The organism is Streptomyces sp. NPDC046335 (genome assembly GCF_055587985.1).
The window spans coordinates 15,587-33,461 of record NZ_JBVJFF010000024.1; the positions used below are offsets into that span (position 1 = coordinate 15,587).

The window sequence follows — 17,875 nt, forward strand, 5'->3', positions numbered from 1 at the left end:
GAAACCATGAAGATCGACGCTCGCGTCGTGCGGCGCGTGCTCGCCGTCGGTGCCAGTACCGCACTGCTCGCCGGGGCCGCCGCGACCACCGGTGCCGCGGCCGCTCCCGTGCCACCGGGCGACGGCGAGGGCCGCATCGTCGGCGCGGACCGCCCCGGCGCGGTCGACGGCTCGTACATCGTCACCTTCAAGAACTCGGTCGCCCGCGCCGAGATCCCCGCCTCCGCGAAGGCGCTCGCCAAGGAGCACAAGGGCAGCCTGCGCTACACCTACACCGCGGCCCTGCGCGGCTTCGCCGTGCGGATGACGGAGAGCGAGGCCAAGGAGCTGGCCGCCGACCCCTCGGTGGCCCGCGTGGAGGCCGACGCCGCGGCGTACGCCGTGGACACCCAGACCAATCCGCCCTCCTGGGGCCTCGACCGCGTCGACCAGCGCGACCTGCCGGTGGACGACAGCTACACCTATGGCACCACCGCCGCCAACGTGAACGCGTACGTCCTCGACACCGGCATCCGTATGAGCCACCGCGACTTCGGCGGCCGCGCGGTCAGCGGCTACGACTTCATCGACAACGACTCCAACGCCTCCGACTGCCAGGGCCACGGCACCCACGTCGCCGGAACCGTCGGCGGCGGCGCGTACGGCGTCGCCAAGGGCGTCAAGCTGGTCGGCGTCCGCGTGCTGAACTGTCAGGGCACCTCGGGCGACACCTGGGCCCCTGTCCTGGCCGGCATCGACTGGGTCACCAAGAACGCGGCGAAGCCCGCCGTGGCCAACATGAGCATCGGCGGCGGCAAGACGCAGTCCGTCAACGACGCCGTGGCGACCTCCATATCCTCCGGGGTCACCTGGGTGGTGGCGGCAGGCAACAACAACGCCGACTCGTGCTCGTACTCCCCGGCCTCCACCCCGTCGGCCATCACGGTCGGCGCCACCAACAGCCGGGACGCCCGCGCCACCGGCTGGTCCAACGGCCAGGGCTCCAACTACGGCTCCTGCCTGGACATCTTCGCGCCCGGCGACAGCATCGTCTCCACGTCCAACTCCGGTGACAGCTCGTCGCAGTCGATGAGCGGGACCTCCATGGCCTCTCCGCACGTCGCGGGCGCCGCCGCCCTGCTGCTCGCCGCCAACCCGACCTGGTCCCCGGCCCAGGTCCGCGACAAGCTGGTCACCGACGCCACGTCCGGCAAGGTCACCGACGCGCGCACCGGCTCCCCGAACAAGCTCCTGCACACCGGCGCCGACGACGGCACGCCGCCCACCGGCAAGAAGTTCGAGAACACCGACGACTACCAGATCCGCGACAACGCCACCGTCGACTCGCCTCTCCCGGTCACCGGCGTCACCGGCAGAGCCCCCTCCGACCTGTCCGTCACCGTCGACATCCGCCACACCTTCCGCGGTGACCTCAAGGTCGAGCTCGTCGCCCCCGACGGCACCGCCTACCTGCTCAAGAACTACAACAGCAACGACAGCGCCGACAACGTCCAGGCCACCTACCGGGTCGACGCCTCCGCTGAGACCGCCGACGGCACGTGGAAGCTCCGCGTGACCGACAACTGGACCAACGACACCGGCACCATCAACGCCTGGTCCCTCCAGTTCTGACCAGCGCTCATCAGCCCTGATCAGCCCTGATCAGCCCTGATCAGCTCTCACCCGCTCTGGCCCCGTCAGCCGCACGGCTGACGGGGTCAGCGCTTGGGCGGCAGTCGGTGCAAGGTCACGTCGTGCAGTGCGCCGTCCGACGCCGTCAGGGTGAGATACGTGCGGTACGGCTGGCGCCTGCGGTCGGTGGGTGAGCCCGGGTTGAGCAGCCGCAGGCCGCCGGGGGCCTCGGTGTCCCAGGGGATGTGGCTGTGCCCGAACACGAGCACGTCGAGATCAGGGAACCGTTCGGCGCACCGGCGCTCGCGCCCGGTGGCCGCCCCGGTCTCGTGGACCACTCCGAACCGCAGCCCCGCCAGCTCCGCGCGTTCGACCTCGGCGAGCCGGCGGCGCAGGGGCGGGCCGTCGTTGTTCCCGTACACCGCGATCAGCCGGCGCGAGCGGGACTCGAACAGGTCGAGCGTGGCCTCGTCGATCCAGTCCCCCGCGTGGATCACCACGTCGGCCCGGTCGATCTCTGCCAGCAGGGCGTCCGGCAGACGCTTGGCCCGGGCAGGCACGTGTGTGTCGGAGGTCAGCAGCAGGCGCATGGGTTCAGCGTAGGCCGGTGCGCCGCGTGGTCCAGCGGTCAGTCGTCACGTCTGCCGGGTCTGCCGTCCCTGTTGTCGCCGCGGCCCCTGCCCCGGGGGCGCCACAGCCGCACCCACAGATCGCGTGCGTGGCGGCCCGCCTCCGAGCGGCTGCGCGCCACCAACGCGCGGGCCTCGCCCGCGGTCTCGACCATCGGCCCCGAGCCGCGCAGCGGGCGTCCCGCCGTCTCGTGCAGGAAGAACGTCGACACCAGGCCGATCACGCCCGCCACCATCAGGTAGTAGGCAGGGACGAGGGTGTTGCCGGTCGTGTCGACCAGGAACGAGGCGACCAGTGGGGTGGTGCCGCCGAAGATGGAGACGGAGATGTTGAACGAGATGGACAGCGCGCCGTACCGCAGACGGGTGGGGAAGAGGGCCGGCAGGGTGGATGCCGCCGTACCGGCGAAGCACACCAGGAGCAGGCCGAGGATCGCGCAGCCGAACGCGGGGAAGAGGATGCCGCCCTCGCGGATCAGCAGGAACGCGGGCACGGACAGCAGGATCATGGCGATGCTGCCGCCCATGAACATCGGCCGTCTGCCCCACCGGTCCGAGCTGCGGCCCACCGTGGTGATCGCGAGGACCACGAGCAGCATGGTGCCGAGGACGAGGAGCTGCGCGGTGGTCTCGCTCTCGCCCAGGGTCACCGTCATGAACGTCGGCAGGTACGAGGTCACCATGTAGTTGGTGACGTTGTAGAGCAGTACGAGGCCCATGCAGATCAGCACGGCCTGCCAGTGGCGGGTGAAGATCTCCTTGAGGCGTCCCTTGCCGGACTGGCGGGCCTGCTCGACCGGGTCGCCGTCCCCGCGGGCGGAGTCCGCCTCGCGCGCGGCGGCCGACGAGGCCGCCTCCTGCTGGAAGGCGGGGGTCTCCTCCAGCTTCATCCGCATGTAGAGGCCGATGAGCCCGAGCGGTCCCGCGACGAAGAAGGGGATGCGCCAGCCCCAGCTCTCCAGGCCGTCGGTGCCGAGGGTCAGGGTGAGCACCGTGACCAGGCCGGAGCCCAGGGAGTAGCCCACGAAGGTGCCGAAGTCGAGCCAGCTGCCGAGGAAGCCGCGTCGCTGGTCGGGGGCGTACTCGGCGATGTAGGTGGTGGCGCCGGCGTACTCGCCGCCCGTGGAGAAGCCCTGGACGAGGCGGCAGAGGAGCAGCAGGAGCGGGGCGGCGAAGCCGATGGTGGCGTAGGTGGGCAGCACGCCGACCGCGAACGTGCTGGCCGCCATCATGATCATGGTCGCGGCGAGCACCCGCTGCCGGCCGATCCGGTCGCCGAGGGGTCCGAACACGAGGCCGCCGAGGGGGCGGACCAGAAAGGCCGCGGCGAATGTGGCGAACGTGGAGACGACCTGCACGCCGGGGGAACTGGCCGGGAAGAAGACTTTGCCGATGGTGCCCGCCAAATAGGCGTAGACACCGAAGTCGAACCACTCCATGGTGTTGCCGAGAGCCGCGGCCGTGACGGCGCGCCGCACCTTCGGGCGGTCCGAGACCATCACGTCCTCGGCGTTGATCGCCTTCTTCCGACGGCGCAGCAGCGTGCGCGCCATGCGGTCGGTCGCCGAACGTGATGCGCGCGATTCGCCCTCCGGCATACGGGGCTTCCGGGGCGTGCCGCGCGGTTCGCCTTTCACCATGGAGCTTTTTCTCCTCGTGCCTGCCGGTCCTGCCTGCGAGAGAAAGCCGTGTCGCGGCAAGTCTGGGCTGGCCCCGGAGGTCCGGCAAATTGTCCGGCGCCGGACAGCGCTACGAGGGTCTCAGCCCGCCAGGGCCTGTTCGACGGTCAGGTGGCAGTCCACGACCAGGTGGAGGCCGACGAGTTCGATGACCCGCCGCACGGAGCTCTGGACCCCGGCGATGCGCAGCCAGCCGCCGGAGCCGCCGACCGTCTGGTGGGCGGCGAGGAAGAGGTTGATCCCGCTGGAGTCCATGAAGGTCACGGCGCTGAGGTCCGCCACGAGGCGCCGCGGCGTGTCGGCGCCGGGCGGCAGCAGGGCGTCTCGGACCGGGCCCATGGTGTCGTGGTCGATCTCGCCGCTCACCGCTATGACGCGGACTCCGTCGACGGTGCGCTCTTCGATGGACAGCCGCGCGGGCCGCCCCATCCCCTGGATGCTGGTCACCGTCTCCCCGAACGTATGTACTGGCTGGCTCTGTGCCGACGATTCTGCCCCACCGGCCCTGCCGGACGTAATCCACCGGCTATGCCTAAAAACACATCGTGCATAGGTGGCTGTTCGCCGGGTACGCGCAGTTCGGAGGATCAGCGGGGAACGGGGATACGCATGGGAGTCGGGACCGAAGACAAGAACTGCGCCGGACAGGATGCCCGGCCGCAGGCCAGTCATGCCTTGGTCGGTGACGACGGGTGCATCGCCGAGGCACGCCATCTCGCCATGGCCTTTCTGAGCCGGGCCCGTACCGCCCACGACGTGTCCGTCTCCTCCCGGGCCATGGACCTGACCCAGCTCGTGGTCAGTGAGCTGGTCACCAACGCGCTCAAGTACGCTCCGGGCCCGGTGCTCATGGATCTGCGCGTCATCGACGGCATGGTGGAGGTCACGGTGTGGGACAGCGACCCCACCGTCCCCGCGGCCCGCGAGGCCGACCCCGGCCGGATCGGCCAGCACGGCCTGGAGATCGTCACGCGGATCACCGAACACCTCAGCGTCCAGCGGGAACCGGTCGGCAAGCGCATCACGGCGCGGCTGTCCCTCTGACCGACGGTAGGGCTGTCCCCAGGCGGATTCGGGGGCTGACCACAGCGAAACGAGGCGCATGCGCGGCTTAGCGTGCCGTGCATGCGAATGACCATGTACGGGCGAGCAGCCATAGCCGGGGCCGTGTTGCTGACCGTGGGCGCGGGAGCGTTACCCACCGCGGCAGCCGACACGGCCGGGAAGCCGACGAAGCTCGGGCGGTACTACACCCAGAGCATCGACTGGCACGACTGTGCGCTGGGCGCCGACGACGCCACAGGAAAAAGACTCGACGACGGGGGCGCCCGGTGCGCCGACCTCACCGTGCCCCTCGACTACGACGACCCCGGCGGCCGGACCATCACCATCGCCGTCTCCCGGCTCCGCGCCACCGGCACCGCGCACCGCGCCGGACCGCTCCTGCTCAACAACGGCGGCCCCGGCGGACCGAGCCTGGACATGCCGCTGACCGTCGGCGCGGCGATGGGAGAGGTGGCGAAGAAGTACGACCTCGTCGGCGTGGACCCGAGGTTCGTCGGCCGTTCGACGCCGCTCGACTGCGGCTGGGACATCGGCTCGATGGTCGTCTCGGCCGGTGAGAGCCGGGCGTCGTTCAAGCGCTCGGTCGCCCGCCAGCGGGACCTGGCCGAGCGGTGCCGCCGTACGAACGGCGATGTGCTGCCCCATGTCAGCACCCGCAACACCGCCCGCGACATGGACGTCGTACGGGCCGCGCTGGGCGCCGAGCGGATCTCCTACCTCGGTTACTCGTACGGGAGTTACCTCGGCCAGGTCTACACCGAGCTGTTCCCCGGCCGCACCGACCGCATGGTGCTTGACGGTGTCATCGACCCCGCCAGGTACACCCAGACGCTGCTCGCCGACGCCGCGGGAGCCAACGAGCGTGCCCTGCGCTCCTGGGCCGCCTGGACCGCCGCCCGGCACGACGCCCACCACCTCGGCCGCACCACCGAAGCGGTCCTTTCCACCGTGCGACGCGTCCAGCGGGCCGCGGCCGAGAAGCCGCTGCGGGTCGGGGAGTTCCGCCTCGACGAACACTCCGTGCCGCTGTTCTACTTCGGCCTGCTCGGCAGCGACCTCGACGACTCGCGGACCGAGCTGGCCACCGCGACCCGGACCCTCGTACGCGCCGCCGACCGCGAACATGCCGTGCCGAGCGCGGTGATGGCAGAGATGCTGTCGGCGCTGACCACGAAGGCCGGATCGCGGCAGGGCAGCGTGCAGGCCGCCATCATGTGCGGTGACGTGGCGGCGAAGCGCGGCACCGAGAGCTACTGGCGCGACATCCAGGCCCGCCGCGCCGAGGCTCCCTTCGCCGCTCCGCTGGCGTACAACGTCAACGCGTGCGAGTTCTGGGGCGCGCCGGCCGAGAGGCCGACCGTGGTCGACAACGACGTACCGGCCCTGCTGGTCAACGCCACCGGTGATCCCCGCACCGTCTACTCCGGCGCGCGGCAGGTGCGTGACCGGTGGTCGCACTCCCGCCTGGTGACGGTCCCCGGCGCCAGGCAGCACGGCATCTTCGGCGAGTACGGCAACGCCTGCGCGGACCGGCAGGTCAACGCCTACCTCGCCGACGGCCGGCTGCCCGAGCGGGACGTGACCTGCCGGAACTAGGAGCGGTGCGTCAGTGAACGTTCACCTTCGCGGGCTCGGGTGCGCCCGGCCGCGCCGCCGACGACTCCGCCGCCAGGTGGTCCGGTTCCGCGTCCGGGTCCAGGAGGCGGTTCAGACGGGCCGGGACGTCGAAGCCGACCAGGAGCACCACGATCACCGTGCCCGCGAAGGTCAGGACGGCCAGGGCCTGGCCCAGGTCCATGCCTGAGGCCAGGTGGGCGCCGAGTACCGGGGCGACCGCTCCGCCCAGTGCGCCCACGTTGTACGTGAAGCCCAGTGCCGCGCCCCGGCTGTGCGTCGGGAAGTGGCCGCCGATGTAGCGCGGGAGCAGGCCGGAGATGCCGAAGCTCGTCGCCTGGAGGAGGAAGAGCAGGACGCCGAGCAGCATCAGGTTGTCGTGCACGGCGAACACCGGGTAGACGAAGGCGAGGGAGGCGAGCAGCGTCAGCGCGTACGCCTTCTTCGCGCCGATCCAGTCGCCGAGGAAGCCCGCCGTCCAGCAGCCCACCATGGTGCCGAAGCCCGCGAAGTACAGGACGTCGGTGACCTGGTCGGTGGTGTAGCCCAGCTCGGTCTTGAGGTAGGTGGGCAGCAGGGCCTGGATGGGCCAGGAGTAGAGGAACGCGAAGAACAGCGTGACGATCATCGAGAGGTACAGGGCCCAGCCCCGCTTGCCGCCGAGCTGGACGGCGAAGGCGGCGAGCGACAGACCGGCGACGACCGACAGCACGGCCACCATGCCCTCACCGGCCGGGGTGAAGACCATGAACAGCGAGAGCGTGGCGACCACGGTCAGGGCGACGTTGGCGGTGGCACGGGCGCGGGTGGCGAACAGGGGGCGGAACGGGTTGGGCTTGGCGCCCTTGTCGGCGACCGACTCCGTCCACTCCGCCGCCTCCGGCAGCGCGCGCCTCATCCACAGCGCGACGGCGATCGGAATCAGCCCGAGGTAGAACATCCACCGCCAGCCGAGCGAGGGCACCACCCAGTTGTAGACCTGCGCGGCGAGGACGGAACCCACCGAGAAGCCGGAGATGAGGAAGCCGCTCGCCCGGCTGCGCAGCTTCGCCGGCCAGCTCTCCATCACGTACGTGGCGCTGGCGCTGTACTCACCGGCCATGCCCATGCCGATGGCGAGCCGGGCGGCGAAGAGGCTGTGGTAGTCCCAGGCGAACCCGCAGGCGAAGGTGCCCAGGGAGTAGAGCAGGATGCTCAGCACCATGGAGGCCTTGCGGCCGTACCTGTCGCCCAGGGCGCCGAGTACCGCGCCGCCGAGCCAGCGGGTGATGAACGCGCCGGAGATCAGGCTTGCGGCCTGGACGGTGCTCAGGCCGAACTCGTCGCTGATCTCGGTGAGGACCAGGGTGATCAGGACGAAGTCGAAGCCGTCGAGGACGTAGCCGATCCAGGCGGCGAAGAACGACTTCCACTGGGTGCCGCTGATCTCGCGGTACCAGGGGGGCGCGGCGGGTGTTGAGGTCTGCACGGTGACTCCATGGTGCGGGGCAGGGCTGCGTAGGCCTCGTCAGTGGCGGGGAAGGCCCGCCACGAAGCGGGCCGTGAGGGCCGTGGGGGCGGTGATGGCGGTGCCGACGACGACGCTGTGGGCGCCGCGGGCCAGGGCTTCGGCGGCCTGCTCCGGGGTCTGGACGCGGCCTTCGGCGACGACGGGCACGTCGGTCTCGGCGGCCAGCGCGCCGACCAGCACGAGGTCGGGCCCGTCCTGCTCCGGTGTGCCGGGGACGTAGCCGGACAGGGTGGTGGAGACGAAGTCGGCGCCCTGCACGGCCGCGGCCATGCCTTCGGCGAGCGTGGAGACGTCCGCCATCACGAGCGCGCCTCCCGCGTGGACCGCGGTGACGAGTTCCGCGAAGGTCGAGCCGTCGGGGCGCGGCCGGTCGGTGGCGTCCGCGGCGACGACGGTGGCGCCCGCTTCGACGACCGCCAGGGCGTGCCGGACGGTCGGGGTGATGTAGACGCCGGTGTCGCCGTCCTTCCAGAGGCCGATGACCGGCAGGTCGACGGCGGCGGTGACCGCGGCGACGACCTCGGGTTCGTTGGCGCGGATCGCGGCGCCGCCGCCGGCCGCCGCCGAGCGGGCGAGCCGTACGAGGGTGCCGGTGTCCCGCATCGGGTCACCGGGCGGTGCCTGGCAGGAGACGATCAGGCGGCCCCGGAGTGCGTCGGACAGCGCGGACGCGGTCCACTTCGGCCGCTGCGGGGGCGTGGACTGTGCGGTCATCGGAGGGCTCCCGGGTGGTGGAGGGGCAGGCTTGCGGTGAGGGCGGCGGCGCCGAGCACCGCCGCGTCGTGCCCGAAGAGGGGGGCTCGGGGGACGAGGCCGCGCAGCGGCGGCATGAGTTCGGCGGTGAAGGCGGCGGCCAGGGCGTCCCCGTGGAGGGGGCCGATGCGGGGGACGCCGCCGCCGACGACGACCCGGTCAGGGCCCAGCGCGTTGGCGAGGCCGCCGAGTGCCTGACCTGCGGCCGCCGCGCCGGTGGTGATGGCGCGGACGGCGGCCTCGTCCCCCTCCTTCGCGCGGGCGGCGACGGTCTCCAGGCGGTCGGCGGCGGTGCCGGAGAGGCGCTCGTAGTGGGCGGTGATGCCGGGCCCGGAGGCGATGACCTCCAGGTGTCCCGTGGCGCCGCAGGTGCAGGGCAGTCCGGCCGCCCACGCGCTGGGCACGTGCCCGAGGTGGCCCGCGATGCCCGCGGCGCCGTGCAGCATCCGCCCGTCGACGGCGACGGCACCTCCGACGCCGGTCCCGATCGCGGCGAACAGCAGCGAACCGTCCTCCGCGTCCAGCGCGGCCAGCTCCGGGCCCGCCGTCGCCCGTACGTCGTTGTCGCAGGCCACCGGCAGTCCGGTGCGGTCGGCGAGCCCTGCGGCCAGTGCCGTGCCGGCCCAGCCGCGGATGGAGTCGGTGGCGCTGGTGACCCGGCCGGTGCGCGGGTCGACGACGCCCGCGGCCGCGACGCCCAGCGCCGTGGCGCGGCGGCCGGGGTCGACCTCCGCTGCCGCTGCCGCCAGTGCGTCGAGGACGGCGTCGGCGCCGTCGCGGGCCGGGGTGGGGCGGGTGTGCCGGGCGTGGACGGTGCCGTCCGCGCCGACCAGTGCGGCGGCGATCTTCGTGCCGCCGAGGTCGAGTCCGACGCGCACGGCGCCGTCCGGCAGGGTGGCGGAGCTCATCGGACCGGCGGCAGACCGGCCGCGCGGAGCCGCTCCGCGACCTGCGCGACCGACTCGTCGGAGAGCTGGATCTGCGGGAAGGCGGTGTCGCCGCACTCGATGACACCGAGCAGGCGCAGGGCCGCCTTGAACGAGCCGAGCGCGGAGGAGCTGCGGCCCATGTCGGCCTCCGGGCCGACGTCGACCATGGCGAAGAGATCGATGAGCCGCTCCTGCTCCTTCGCGGCGAGCGTCCAGTCGCCGGCCCGCGCGGCCTCGTAGAGGCGCACGTACCCGGCCGGGTCGACGTTGCCGATGCCGGGGACGACGCCGTCGGCTCCGGCGAGCAGGGCCGCGTCGACGGTGAGTTCGGAGCCCGTGAGGATGCTGAAGGCGGGGGTGGGGCCCGCGGCGCGGCCCTCGCGGCCGCCGAGTTCGACGATGAGGCGGCGCAGGCCGCCCTCGTCGCCGCTGCTGTCCTTCAGCCCGGCGAGGGTGCCGTCCTCGGCGAGCGCGCGGACGAGGGTGGGGGCGAGCTTGCTGTGGACGGCGACCGGGATGTCGTAGGCGAACAGCGGCAGGGCCACGCTCGCGCGCAGCCTGCGGAAGTGCCCGGCGATCTCGGCGCCGTGGGTGCGGGTGTAGAAGGGCGCCGTCGCGACGAGGGCGTCCGCGCCCAGTCCTGCGGCGGCCTTGGCGTGCTCGACGACGCGTGCGGTCGTCGTGTCGATCACCCCGGCGAGGACGGGGACGCGGCCCGCGGCGGTGTCGACGACGGTCTTGAGCGCCGTGGCCCGCTGTGCGTCGGTGAGGTAGGCGACCTCGCTGGTGGAGCCGAGGGCGAAGAGTCCGTGCACTCCCCCGCCGATGAGGTGCTCGACGAGCCGGGCGAGGGACGCGGTGTCGATGTCTCCCCGGTGGTCGAGCGGGGTGCAGACGGGCGGGACGACGCCGCGCAGCGGTGCGGACAGAGACATGGTGAGGAACTCCAGCTCAGGTGGGAACAGCGATCCGCGCGCTCGAAGCGGTGACACGGATCCGACGTGGGACGTAAGATGTCCTATGTCTCGCTCACCTTAAACAGATGCTCCTGCCACCGGTCAAGGGGCAAAGCCCAGTTCAGGAGGAAGTTGTGGCTCGCCCGACCATGGCCCAGGACACCGAGCGCCTGCTCAAGGAGTTGATCCTGGAGCGCCGCTTGGCGCCGGGCGACCCGCTGCCCACCGAGGCCGAGCTGATGGAGCTCTTCGGGGTCGGCCGGGTCTCGGTGCGCGAGGCCCTCAAGGCGCTTCAGGCCGTCAACGTCGTGGAGATCCGCCGGGGCCACGGCACCTTCGTCGGCTCGCTCTCGCTGTCGCCCTTCGCCGAGGGCCTCGCCTTCCGCGCGGCCGTACGGCACGGCCAGGGCGAACCGGGCCTCCTGGAGCTGATGAAGGTGCGGGAGGCGCTGGAGGCGGGCCTGGTCGGCGCGGTGGCCGCCGGCGTCCCGGCCGAGGATCTCGATGTCCTGCGTGCCCTCGTGGCGGAGATGGAGCGCGAGGCGGTCGGCGGCCGCGTGGCCCGCGCCACCGACCGCGCCTTCCACCTCGCGCTCTACGCCGCGCTCGACAGCCACCTGCTCAGCGAGGTGCTCGACGCCTTCTGGGCCGCCATGGACCGCGTGCGCGAGGACTTCGACGACGGTCACCAGGACCCGGTCGCCACCTGCGTGCAGCACCGCGAGATCGTCGACGCGGTCGCCGCGGGCGACGGCGACCGCGCGGTGCGTGCCATGCGGACCCACTTCGACGGCATCCGCACCCGCCTGGAAGCGGGGGCTACGGAGTGACGGTCACCGTCGCGCTGCCCGAAGCCAGCTTGCCCCCGGTCCGGTAGGCGGCGGTGAGTTTGACGCCGCCCGAGGCGCCCGCGGCCACGGTCACCGGGACCTTCACGTTGGCGCCCTGCCCCGGGTCGAGGGCGGGCACCACGGCCTGACGTGCCGTCCAGCCGCCGGGCACCGTGAGGTCGACCGTCCCCTGGGCACGGCGGACGTCCATCCGGTTGACCACCCGGACGGTGATCTCCGTACTCGTACCCGCCTTCAGGGTCGCGGGCGGGGTGATCGTGATGTCCGCGCAGGTACCGCCGAGCCATTTCAGGTCGAAGGCGGAGTAGGTGATGTGCGCGTAGTCGCCGCGCTCGTAGAGCAGTCCTACGCGGCCGTCGGGCAGCCTGGTCAGCGTCGAGTAGGCGGCGGCGCCCGGGTCGACGACCTTCCGGATCGGCCAGGTCCTGCCGTTGTCGCAGGACATCTTCACCGTCAGGTTCCGCCGCGCGGAGGTGTCTTCGGTGTTGCTGAAGAGGAGCCACGACGACTTGGGGTCCGAGGCCGGGGCCCCGGCGTCGTAGCGCGTGACCGAGGCGTTGTTGGCCGGGTCGGGGAGCTGCTCGTCCTGCTTGAACGGCGTGTAGTTGACTCCGCCGTCGGTCGAGTAGGCGATCGTGCGGTACGGCTTGGAACGGTTGTTGAGCATGATCCTGCCGTCGGACAGCTCGACGGTCTTGTTCTCGTCGCCGCCAGGGCCGACCGGGTTGCCCATCTTCCAGGTCTCTCCGTGGTCGTCGCTGTAGGCGCTGGCGGCGTAGTTGGCGCCGCTGACGCGGACGGCGTACTGCTGGATCAGCCGGCCCTTGTGCGGGCCGTGCCGCAGCTGGATGCCCTCACCGGAGGCCGCGAACATCCCTGCCCACGCGGGGTTCTTGATCTGCTTGGTGATACGGCGGTGGGTCCAGGTCAGTCCGTCGTCGTCCGAGTAGCTGTAGTCGGCCTGGAGGATGTCCGGGTCACTCTCGTCATTGCCGGTGCCCGAGCCGAAGAAGCCCTGGTTCACCGAGGAGGCGTAGAAGACGAAGATGCGGCCCGTCGTGCGGTCGACCAGCAGGCTCGGGTCGCCGTGCCCCTTGGGCGCGGCATCCTTGCGCACCACCTGCTGCGCCTGCCAGGTCTTGCCCCCGTCTGTGCTCCGGCGCAGGACGATCCCGAGGTTCCCCGGCAGGTCGCCCAGGGTGGGCCTGGCGTCGTAGGCGGCGAGCACCGTGCCCTTGACGGAGGTGGTCAGGGCGGGGATGCGGTAGTAGGGCGAGCCCACCCCGTTGGCGGTCAGGTCCTGCGAGGTCAGTTCGCCGGAGGCGGCGGGGGCGCCGTGTGCGGTGCCGGTCACGGAGATGACGAGCAGGGCGGCGGAGAGCAGGGCGACAGAGACTTTTCGCTGCATGGGCGATCTCTTTCCTGAAGGAGAAAAAGGGAGCCTGAAGGAGAAGGAGGGAGCCTGGAGGAGGGAGGAGTGGGTCGTGAGGAGCGGCGCGGCGGGACCTGGGCCCTGTGGCCACCGGCGCGCGGCGGACCCGACCGCGAGTGCTACTGGTCGGCGGCGAACAGGGCACGCACCCAGGCCAGTTGCTCCCGCTGCTGATACGCCCCGCCGCCCTCATGGCCGTTGAAGTCGTAGACGCGTACGTCCTTGTGTCCCGCGTAGTGGTTGTAGGCGGTGAAGCACGTGGAGGGCGGGCAGATGTCGTCCATCATCGCGACGGAGAACAGGGCGGGAGCGGTGGCGCGGGCGGCGAACAGGGCCGCGTCGAAGTGCGCGAGGGTCGTGAACACCGTCTCGGCGCGGTCGCGGTGGAGCCGCAGGTACTCGGCGATCTCCGTGTACGGCGGCCGGGCCGAGATCTCCGCTCCCCTGCGGATGTTGCAGAGGAACGGAACGTCCGGCATCACACCCGCGAGCCCCGGCACCAGCCCCGCCACGGCCAGGGCGATGCCGCCGCCCTGGCTGACCCCGGTGACGACGATGCGCTCGGGGTCGACCTCGGGGTGTTCGCGCACCGCCTCCACGCAGCGCACCGCGTCGGTGAAGACCCGGCGGTAGTAGTGGGTTTCGGGGCTCTCGACGCCCCGGGTGAGGAAGCCGGGCACGGTGCCCGCCGCGCCGGCGTGCGCGTCGGGGGTGACACCGGTCGCGGCCGACCAGCCCTGGCCGCGGGTGTCCACGATCAGGTGGGTGTAGCCGGCGGACGCCCAGAACAGGCTCTCGTGGGGCAGCCCCCGCCCGCGGCCGTACCCGACGAACTCCACGACGCAGCCCAGCGGTTCGGCCGCCCCTGCGGGTCGGTGCAGCCAGCCGTGCACCGGCTGTCCGTCGAAGCCGGGGACGGTCGCCTCGTACGTACGGATCTGGGTGAGCCCGGTGTCGACGGGGCTGAAGGCCGGCTTGCCCACCTGCCCCGTCCCGGCCGCGCGGGCCTCGCTCAGAGTCCGTGACCAGAAGACGTCGAACCCGGCGGGCTCGGGGAGTTCGGGCCGGTAGGCACGGCAGTCCTCCAGCGAGAGGTCCGTCAACGGCATGGATGTGCCCTTCTGAGGCGACCGATGGGTGAACGCCGACCCCGACAGAAGGACAGAAGACGTCTGATGTCCTGGCGGCAGTCGGGACCCTAGGCAGCCCCCGCGACAACCGTCAAGGGCTCCGGCCGGCGGTCGGTGCGCGGCTGCGGAGCCCTTGGCAGGATGGAGGCGCAGGTCAGCCCTGTTGGGCTTCCCTGGTGCGCGCCTCGGAGATCCGGCGCCGCACCGGTGCGTAATGCTCGCCGAGGGACTTCATGAAGCCCGCGACGTCACCGGCGCGCGCGGCGTCCACGATGTTCTGGTGCGCGGCGATCGTCTCGGTCTCGTCGGCGTGGGTGAACCCGTCCAGATGCGGCGCGACGATCGCGTACACGTCCCAGAAGGCCATGGAGAGCTGCTCGATCAGCTCGTTGCCCAGCGGTTCCACGAGGAGCGCGTGGAAGGCCCGGTCCGCCTCGACGAAGCCGCGCCCCTCCCCCGCGCCCTGGTCGCGCATGGCGGCCACGTGCCGTTCCAGCGCGTCGAGTTGGTCGTGGCTGAGCCGCTTGACGATCCTGTCGGCCATGCCGCGTTCGACCAGTTCGCGCACGTCGACGAGGTCGGCGAGGACCTGGAAGTCGTCGCCGGGCGAGAGCAGTCCGCGGAAGGTCAGGCTCTCCACCAGGGCCGAGAGGCTGAGGCGGCCGACGTAGGTGCCGTGACCGTGCCGGACCTCGACGATGTCCAGGGCGTTGAGGATCTTGACGGCCTCACGCACGCTGGAGCGGCTGGCGCCCAGCGCCTCGCACAGTGCCGTCTCGGTGGGCAGCGGGTCCCCGGGGTGCAGGCGCTCCTCAAGGATGTAGCGCTTGATGCCCTCGACGACTTCCTGGCGGAGCAGCTGCCGGCCGGGCTTCGCACCGGGCTTGGGTGAACTCGCCACCTCTTGACCCCTCTCGATTGTCGGGCTACCTTCCCACGCTATCAAGCCATCAGACATCTGACGTCTTACGCCTGACAGTTGTCCTGAGCGGTTGTTCGGTTTCGGTCCCGGCGATTCCTGTGTCTCCTCCGGCCGTTTCGCCGCCCGCCCGTTCTGCCTGCCTTTCCTTCTCTTCGATGTCCCTGGAGGACCCGTGCCCGAGCTGAGATCAGCCGGTGTCGAGCGCCGCACCTTCCTGCGTTACACCGCCGCCATCAGTACGGCGGCAGCCGTCACGGCGAGCCTCTCGGCCTGCGGCGGCCCCTCCTCGAACGCCGACGGCGGATCGGGCGGCGGCGACAGCGGCCTGATCGAGGCCGGCCTCTCCTACCCGCTGTCGACCGGCTTCGACCCCATGATCACGTCGGGTGCCACCCCCTACGCGGCGAACATGCACATCTTCGAGGGCCTGGTCGACCTCGACCCCGTCACCCTTGTGGCCAGGCCCGCCCTCGCCACCGAGATGCCCAAGAAGATCAACGCCGTCACCTACCGGGCCACGATCCGCGAGGGCGCGACCTTCCACGACGGTTCGGCGGTCACCGCCGAGGACGTGGTGTTCAGCTTCGAACGCATCCTGGACCCCGGGAACGCGTCACTGATGGCGCAGTTCGTGCCCTTCATCGACACGGTGAAGGCGGTGGACGCGCACACGGTGGAGTTCAAGCTCAAGCACCCCTTCGCGCTCTTCCCGTCCCGCATCGCCGTGGCCCGGATCGTCCCGAAGAAGATCGTCGAGCCCGATCCCAAGGCGTTCGACGCCAAGCCGGTGGGCTCCGGGCCGTACAAGTTCGTCGAGGCGGTCCGCGAGGACAAGATCGTCTTCGAGGCGTACGACAAGTACAACGGCTCCCACCCTGCCAAGGCCAAGAAGATGATCTGGCGTCTGATGTCGGACCCCTCCGCGCGCGTCAGCGCCATGGAGTCCGGCCGGGTCCAGGCCATCGAGGACGTGCCCTACATCGACGTCAAACGGCTCGCGGGCGCCGCGAGGACCGAGTCGGTGCAGTCCTTCGGCCTGCTCTTCCTGATGTTCAACACCGCCGACGAGCGGTTCGCCGACAAGCGCGTGCGCCAGGCACTGCACTACGCGCTGGACACCAAGAAGATCATCTCCACCGCGATGGTCGGCAACGCCGAAGCGGCCACCGGCTACGTCCCCGACACCCACCCCGACTACCACCGGGCCGCCACCGTCTACACGCACGACACAGCCAAGGCGCGCGAGCTGCTCGCCGAGGCGGGCGCCGAGAAGCTCTCCTTCACCGTGCTGACCACCGACACCGGCTGGGTCAAGGACATCGCCCCGCTGCTCAAGGAGAGCTGGGAGGCGGCGGGCGTCAAGGTGACCCTGAGCATCGCCCAGTCCCCGGCGCAGTACGCGAAGGTCGACAAGGGTGACTTCGACGTCCTGGTGGCCCCCGGCGACCCGTCCGTCTTCGGCAACGACGCCGACCTCCTCCTGCGCTGGTTCTACTACGGTTTCTGGCCCGAGAAGCGCTACGGCTGGACCAAGTCCGCCGCGTACAAGAAGGTCAGACGGACCCTCGACAAGGCGGCACGGACCGCCGACGAGAAGGGGCGCAAGGAGCTGTGGGGCGAGGTCACCGACCTCGTCGCCGACGAGGCCGCGCTCTACCCGATCCTGCACCGCAAGCTGCCCACCGCCTGGACCACCAAGTCCCTGCCCGGCTTCAAGCCGCTGCCCACCACCGGCCTGTCCTTCCTGGACGTCGGCCGCGCCTGACCCGCCACCCCTGTACACCCGGCCGGGGCCCCGCACAGGAGCCCCGGCCCCCTTCGCCCGACCGCAAGGAACCCGACGATGGTTGCTTTTCTCCGGCTCGCGCTGCGCCGCGTCGCGATGATGCCGGTGATGATCCTCGGCATCGCGCTGCTGGTTTTCGTGGTGCTGCAGTTCTCGCCGGCCGACCCGGCCTTCAACGCGCTCGGGGAGAGCGCCAGTCCCGCGGCCCGCGAGGCCTTCGCCGAGGCCAACGGCCTCAACGACCCGCTGCCCGTGCGGTACTTCGACTTCCTCGGCCAGTTGTTCCACTTCGACCTCGGGGTGACGGTCCCGCCGAGCCAGCCCGTGGCCGACCGGATCGGCGCCGCCTTCCCGCTCACCCTCCAGCTGACCTTCCTCGGCCTGCTCCTCGCCGTCGTCCTCGCCGTCGTCTCCGGCGTCCTCGGCGCGATGTACCGCGACCGCTGGCCCGACCAGCTCTTCCGGGTGTTCTCCATGGCGGGCGTCGCCATCCCCTCGTTCTGGCTCGGGGTGCTGCTCATCCAGCAGTTCGCCCTGAACGTGCGGATCTTCCCGACCGGCGGATACACCAACCCCGCGGACTCCTTCAGCGGCTGGCTCACCACCATGGCGCTGCCCGCGTTCTCCCTCGCCGTACCCGTGGCCGCGTCGCTGGCGCGCCTCGTGCGGACCTCGATGGTCGCCGAACTCGACCGGGACTACGTCCGCACCGCGCGCGGCAACGGCCTGCCGACCTTCCTCGTCATCCGCTCGGTGCTGCGCAACGCCCTGGTCACCCCGCTCACCGTGCTCGGTGTGAAGGTCGGCTATCTGCTCAGCGGCGCCGTCGTCATCGAAGCGATCTTCGACCTGCCCGGCATGGGCAAGCTCATCCTCGAAGGTGTCACCGGCGGCGACGTCGCCCTGGTCCAGGGCACCGTACTGACCATCGCCATCGCGTTCCTGGTGGTCAACGTCATCGTCGACCTGCTCTACCTGCTGGTCAACCCGCGCATCAGGACGGTGTGA

At 71.2% G+C, this 17,875-nt stretch carries 16 protein-coding genes; 6 read left to right on the plus strand and 10 right to left on the minus strand.

The window, feature by feature from the left end; translation table 11 throughout:
- Positions 1–6 precede the first annotated feature (6 nt).
- The gene (locus ACZ6JY_RS38795; RefSeq protein WP_469204002.1) at positions 7–1,611 is read left to right on the plus strand and encodes a S8 family peptidase; all 1,605 of its coding nucleotides are present in this window, start codon (positions 7–9) and stop codon (positions 1,609–1,611) included.
- A gap of 86 nt (positions 1,612–1,697) precedes the next feature.
- Here the strand turns inward: ACZ6JY_RS38795 and ACZ6JY_RS38800 are convergent, their stop codons facing one another.
- From ACZ6JY_RS38800 to ACZ6JY_RS38810, 3 genes are all read right to left on the minus strand, one after another.
- On the minus strand, positions 1,698–2,201 hold the full coding sequence (locus ACZ6JY_RS38800) for a metallophosphoesterase family protein (RefSeq protein WP_469204003.1): 504 nt from the start codon (positions 2,199–2,201) through the stop codon (positions 1,698–1,700).
- A 38-nt stretch (positions 2,202–2,239) separates the two neighbouring features.
- Positions 2,240–3,793: a glycine betaine/L-proline transporter ProP gene (gene proP, locus ACZ6JY_RS38805; protein WP_469204100.1), complete on the minus strand. Its 1,554-nt coding sequence runs from the start codon at positions 3,791–3,793 to the stop codon at positions 2,240–2,242.
- Between the two features lie 207 nt (positions 3,794–4,000).
- Complete coding sequence (locus ACZ6JY_RS38810; protein ID WP_469204005.1) at positions 4,001–4,366, minus strand: STAS domain-containing protein; 366 nt, start codon at positions 4,364–4,366, stop codon at positions 4,001–4,003.
- A gap of 162 nt (positions 4,367–4,528) precedes the next feature.
- Here ACZ6JY_RS38810 and ACZ6JY_RS38815 point away from each other — a divergent pair, with 162 nt between their 5' ends.
- The gene (locus tag ACZ6JY_RS38815; protein ID WP_469204007.1) at positions 4,529–4,963 is read left to right on the plus strand and encodes an ATP-binding protein; all 435 of its coding nucleotides are present in this window, start codon (positions 4,529–4,531) and stop codon (positions 4,961–4,963) included.
- Positions 4,964–5,044: 81 nt separating this feature from the next.
- Entirely contained in the window at positions 5,045–6,580 is a 1,536-nt protein-coding gene (locus ACZ6JY_RS38820) for an alpha/beta hydrolase (protein ID WP_469204009.1), read from the plus strand.
- A gap of 10 nt (positions 6,581–6,590) precedes the next feature.
- Here the strand turns inward: ACZ6JY_RS38820 and ACZ6JY_RS38825 are convergent, their stop codons facing one another.
- Genes ACZ6JY_RS38825 through ACZ6JY_RS38840 form a run of 4 tightly spaced genes read right to left on the minus strand, consistent with a single transcriptional unit; the run spans position 6,591 to position 10,725 of the window.
- On the minus strand, positions 6,591–8,066 hold the full coding sequence (locus ACZ6JY_RS38825) for a sialate:H+ symport family MFS transporter (protein WP_469204011.1): 1,476 nt from the start codon (positions 8,064–8,066) through the stop codon (positions 6,591–6,593).
- 39 nt (positions 8,067–8,105) lie between these two features.
- A complete protein-coding gene (locus ACZ6JY_RS38830; RefSeq protein WP_469204013.1) occupies positions 8,106–8,822 on the minus strand; it encodes an N-acetylmannosamine-6-phosphate 2-epimerase in 717 nt (238 codons plus the stop codon).
- On the minus strand, positions 8,819–9,769 hold the full coding sequence (locus tag ACZ6JY_RS38835; RefSeq protein ID WP_469204015.1) for an ROK family protein: 951 nt from the start codon (positions 9,767–9,769) through the stop codon (positions 8,819–8,821). The genes ACZ6JY_RS38830 and ACZ6JY_RS38835 overlap by 4 nt, the downstream gene beginning before the upstream one ends.
- The gene (locus tag ACZ6JY_RS38840; RefSeq protein WP_469204017.1) at positions 9,766–10,725 is read right to left on the minus strand and encodes a dihydrodipicolinate synthase family protein; all 960 of its coding nucleotides are present in this window, start codon (positions 10,723–10,725) and stop codon (positions 9,766–9,768) included. Before ACZ6JY_RS38840 ends, ACZ6JY_RS38835 begins: the two co-directional genes overlap by 4 nt.
- A 155-nt stretch (positions 10,726–10,880) precedes the next feature.
- Between ACZ6JY_RS38840 and ACZ6JY_RS38845 the strand changes: the two genes are divergently transcribed.
- Positions 10,881–11,576 carry a FadR/GntR family transcriptional regulator gene (locus tag ACZ6JY_RS38845; RefSeq protein ID WP_469204019.1) on the plus strand — a complete coding sequence of 232 codons (696 nt, stop codon included), beginning with the start codon at positions 10,881–10,883 and terminating at the stop codon, positions 11,574–11,576.
- On the opposite strand, the gene ACZ6JY_RS38850 is transcribed toward ACZ6JY_RS38845, so the two are convergent.
- The 3 genes from ACZ6JY_RS38850 to ACZ6JY_RS38860 form a co-directional block, all read right to left on the minus strand.
- Positions 11,566–13,005 carry a sialidase family protein gene (locus ACZ6JY_RS38850; protein WP_469204021.1) on the minus strand — a complete coding sequence of 480 codons (1,440 nt, stop codon included), beginning with the start codon at positions 13,003–13,005 and terminating at the stop codon, positions 11,566–11,568. The two genes, ACZ6JY_RS38845 and ACZ6JY_RS38850, sit on opposite strands and share 11 nt — an antisense overlap.
- 143 nt (positions 13,006–13,148) lie before the next feature.
- A complete protein-coding gene (locus tag ACZ6JY_RS38855) occupies positions 13,149–14,138 on the minus strand; it encodes an acetylxylan esterase (RefSeq protein WP_469204023.1) in 990 nt (329 codons plus the stop codon).
- A 175-nt stretch (positions 14,139–14,313) separates the two neighbouring features.
- On the minus strand, positions 14,314–15,060 hold the full coding sequence (locus ACZ6JY_RS38860) for a FadR/GntR family transcriptional regulator (RefSeq protein WP_469204025.1): 747 nt from the start codon (positions 15,058–15,060) through the stop codon (positions 14,314–14,316).
- Between the two features lie 193 nt (positions 15,061–15,253).
- On the opposite strand from ACZ6JY_RS38860, the gene ACZ6JY_RS38865 reads away from it, so the two are divergent.
- Together ACZ6JY_RS38865 and ACZ6JY_RS38870 are read left to right on the plus strand one after the other, a co-directional pair.
- The gene (locus ACZ6JY_RS38865; protein ID WP_469204027.1) at positions 15,254–16,846 is read left to right on the plus strand and encodes an ABC transporter substrate-binding protein; all 1,593 of its coding nucleotides are present in this window, start codon (positions 15,254–15,256) and stop codon (positions 16,844–16,846) included.
- Positions 16,847–16,924: 78 nt separating this feature from the next.
- Complete coding sequence (locus ACZ6JY_RS38870; protein ID WP_469204029.1) at positions 16,925–17,875, plus strand: ABC transporter permease; 951 nt, start codon at positions 16,925–16,927, stop codon at positions 17,873–17,875.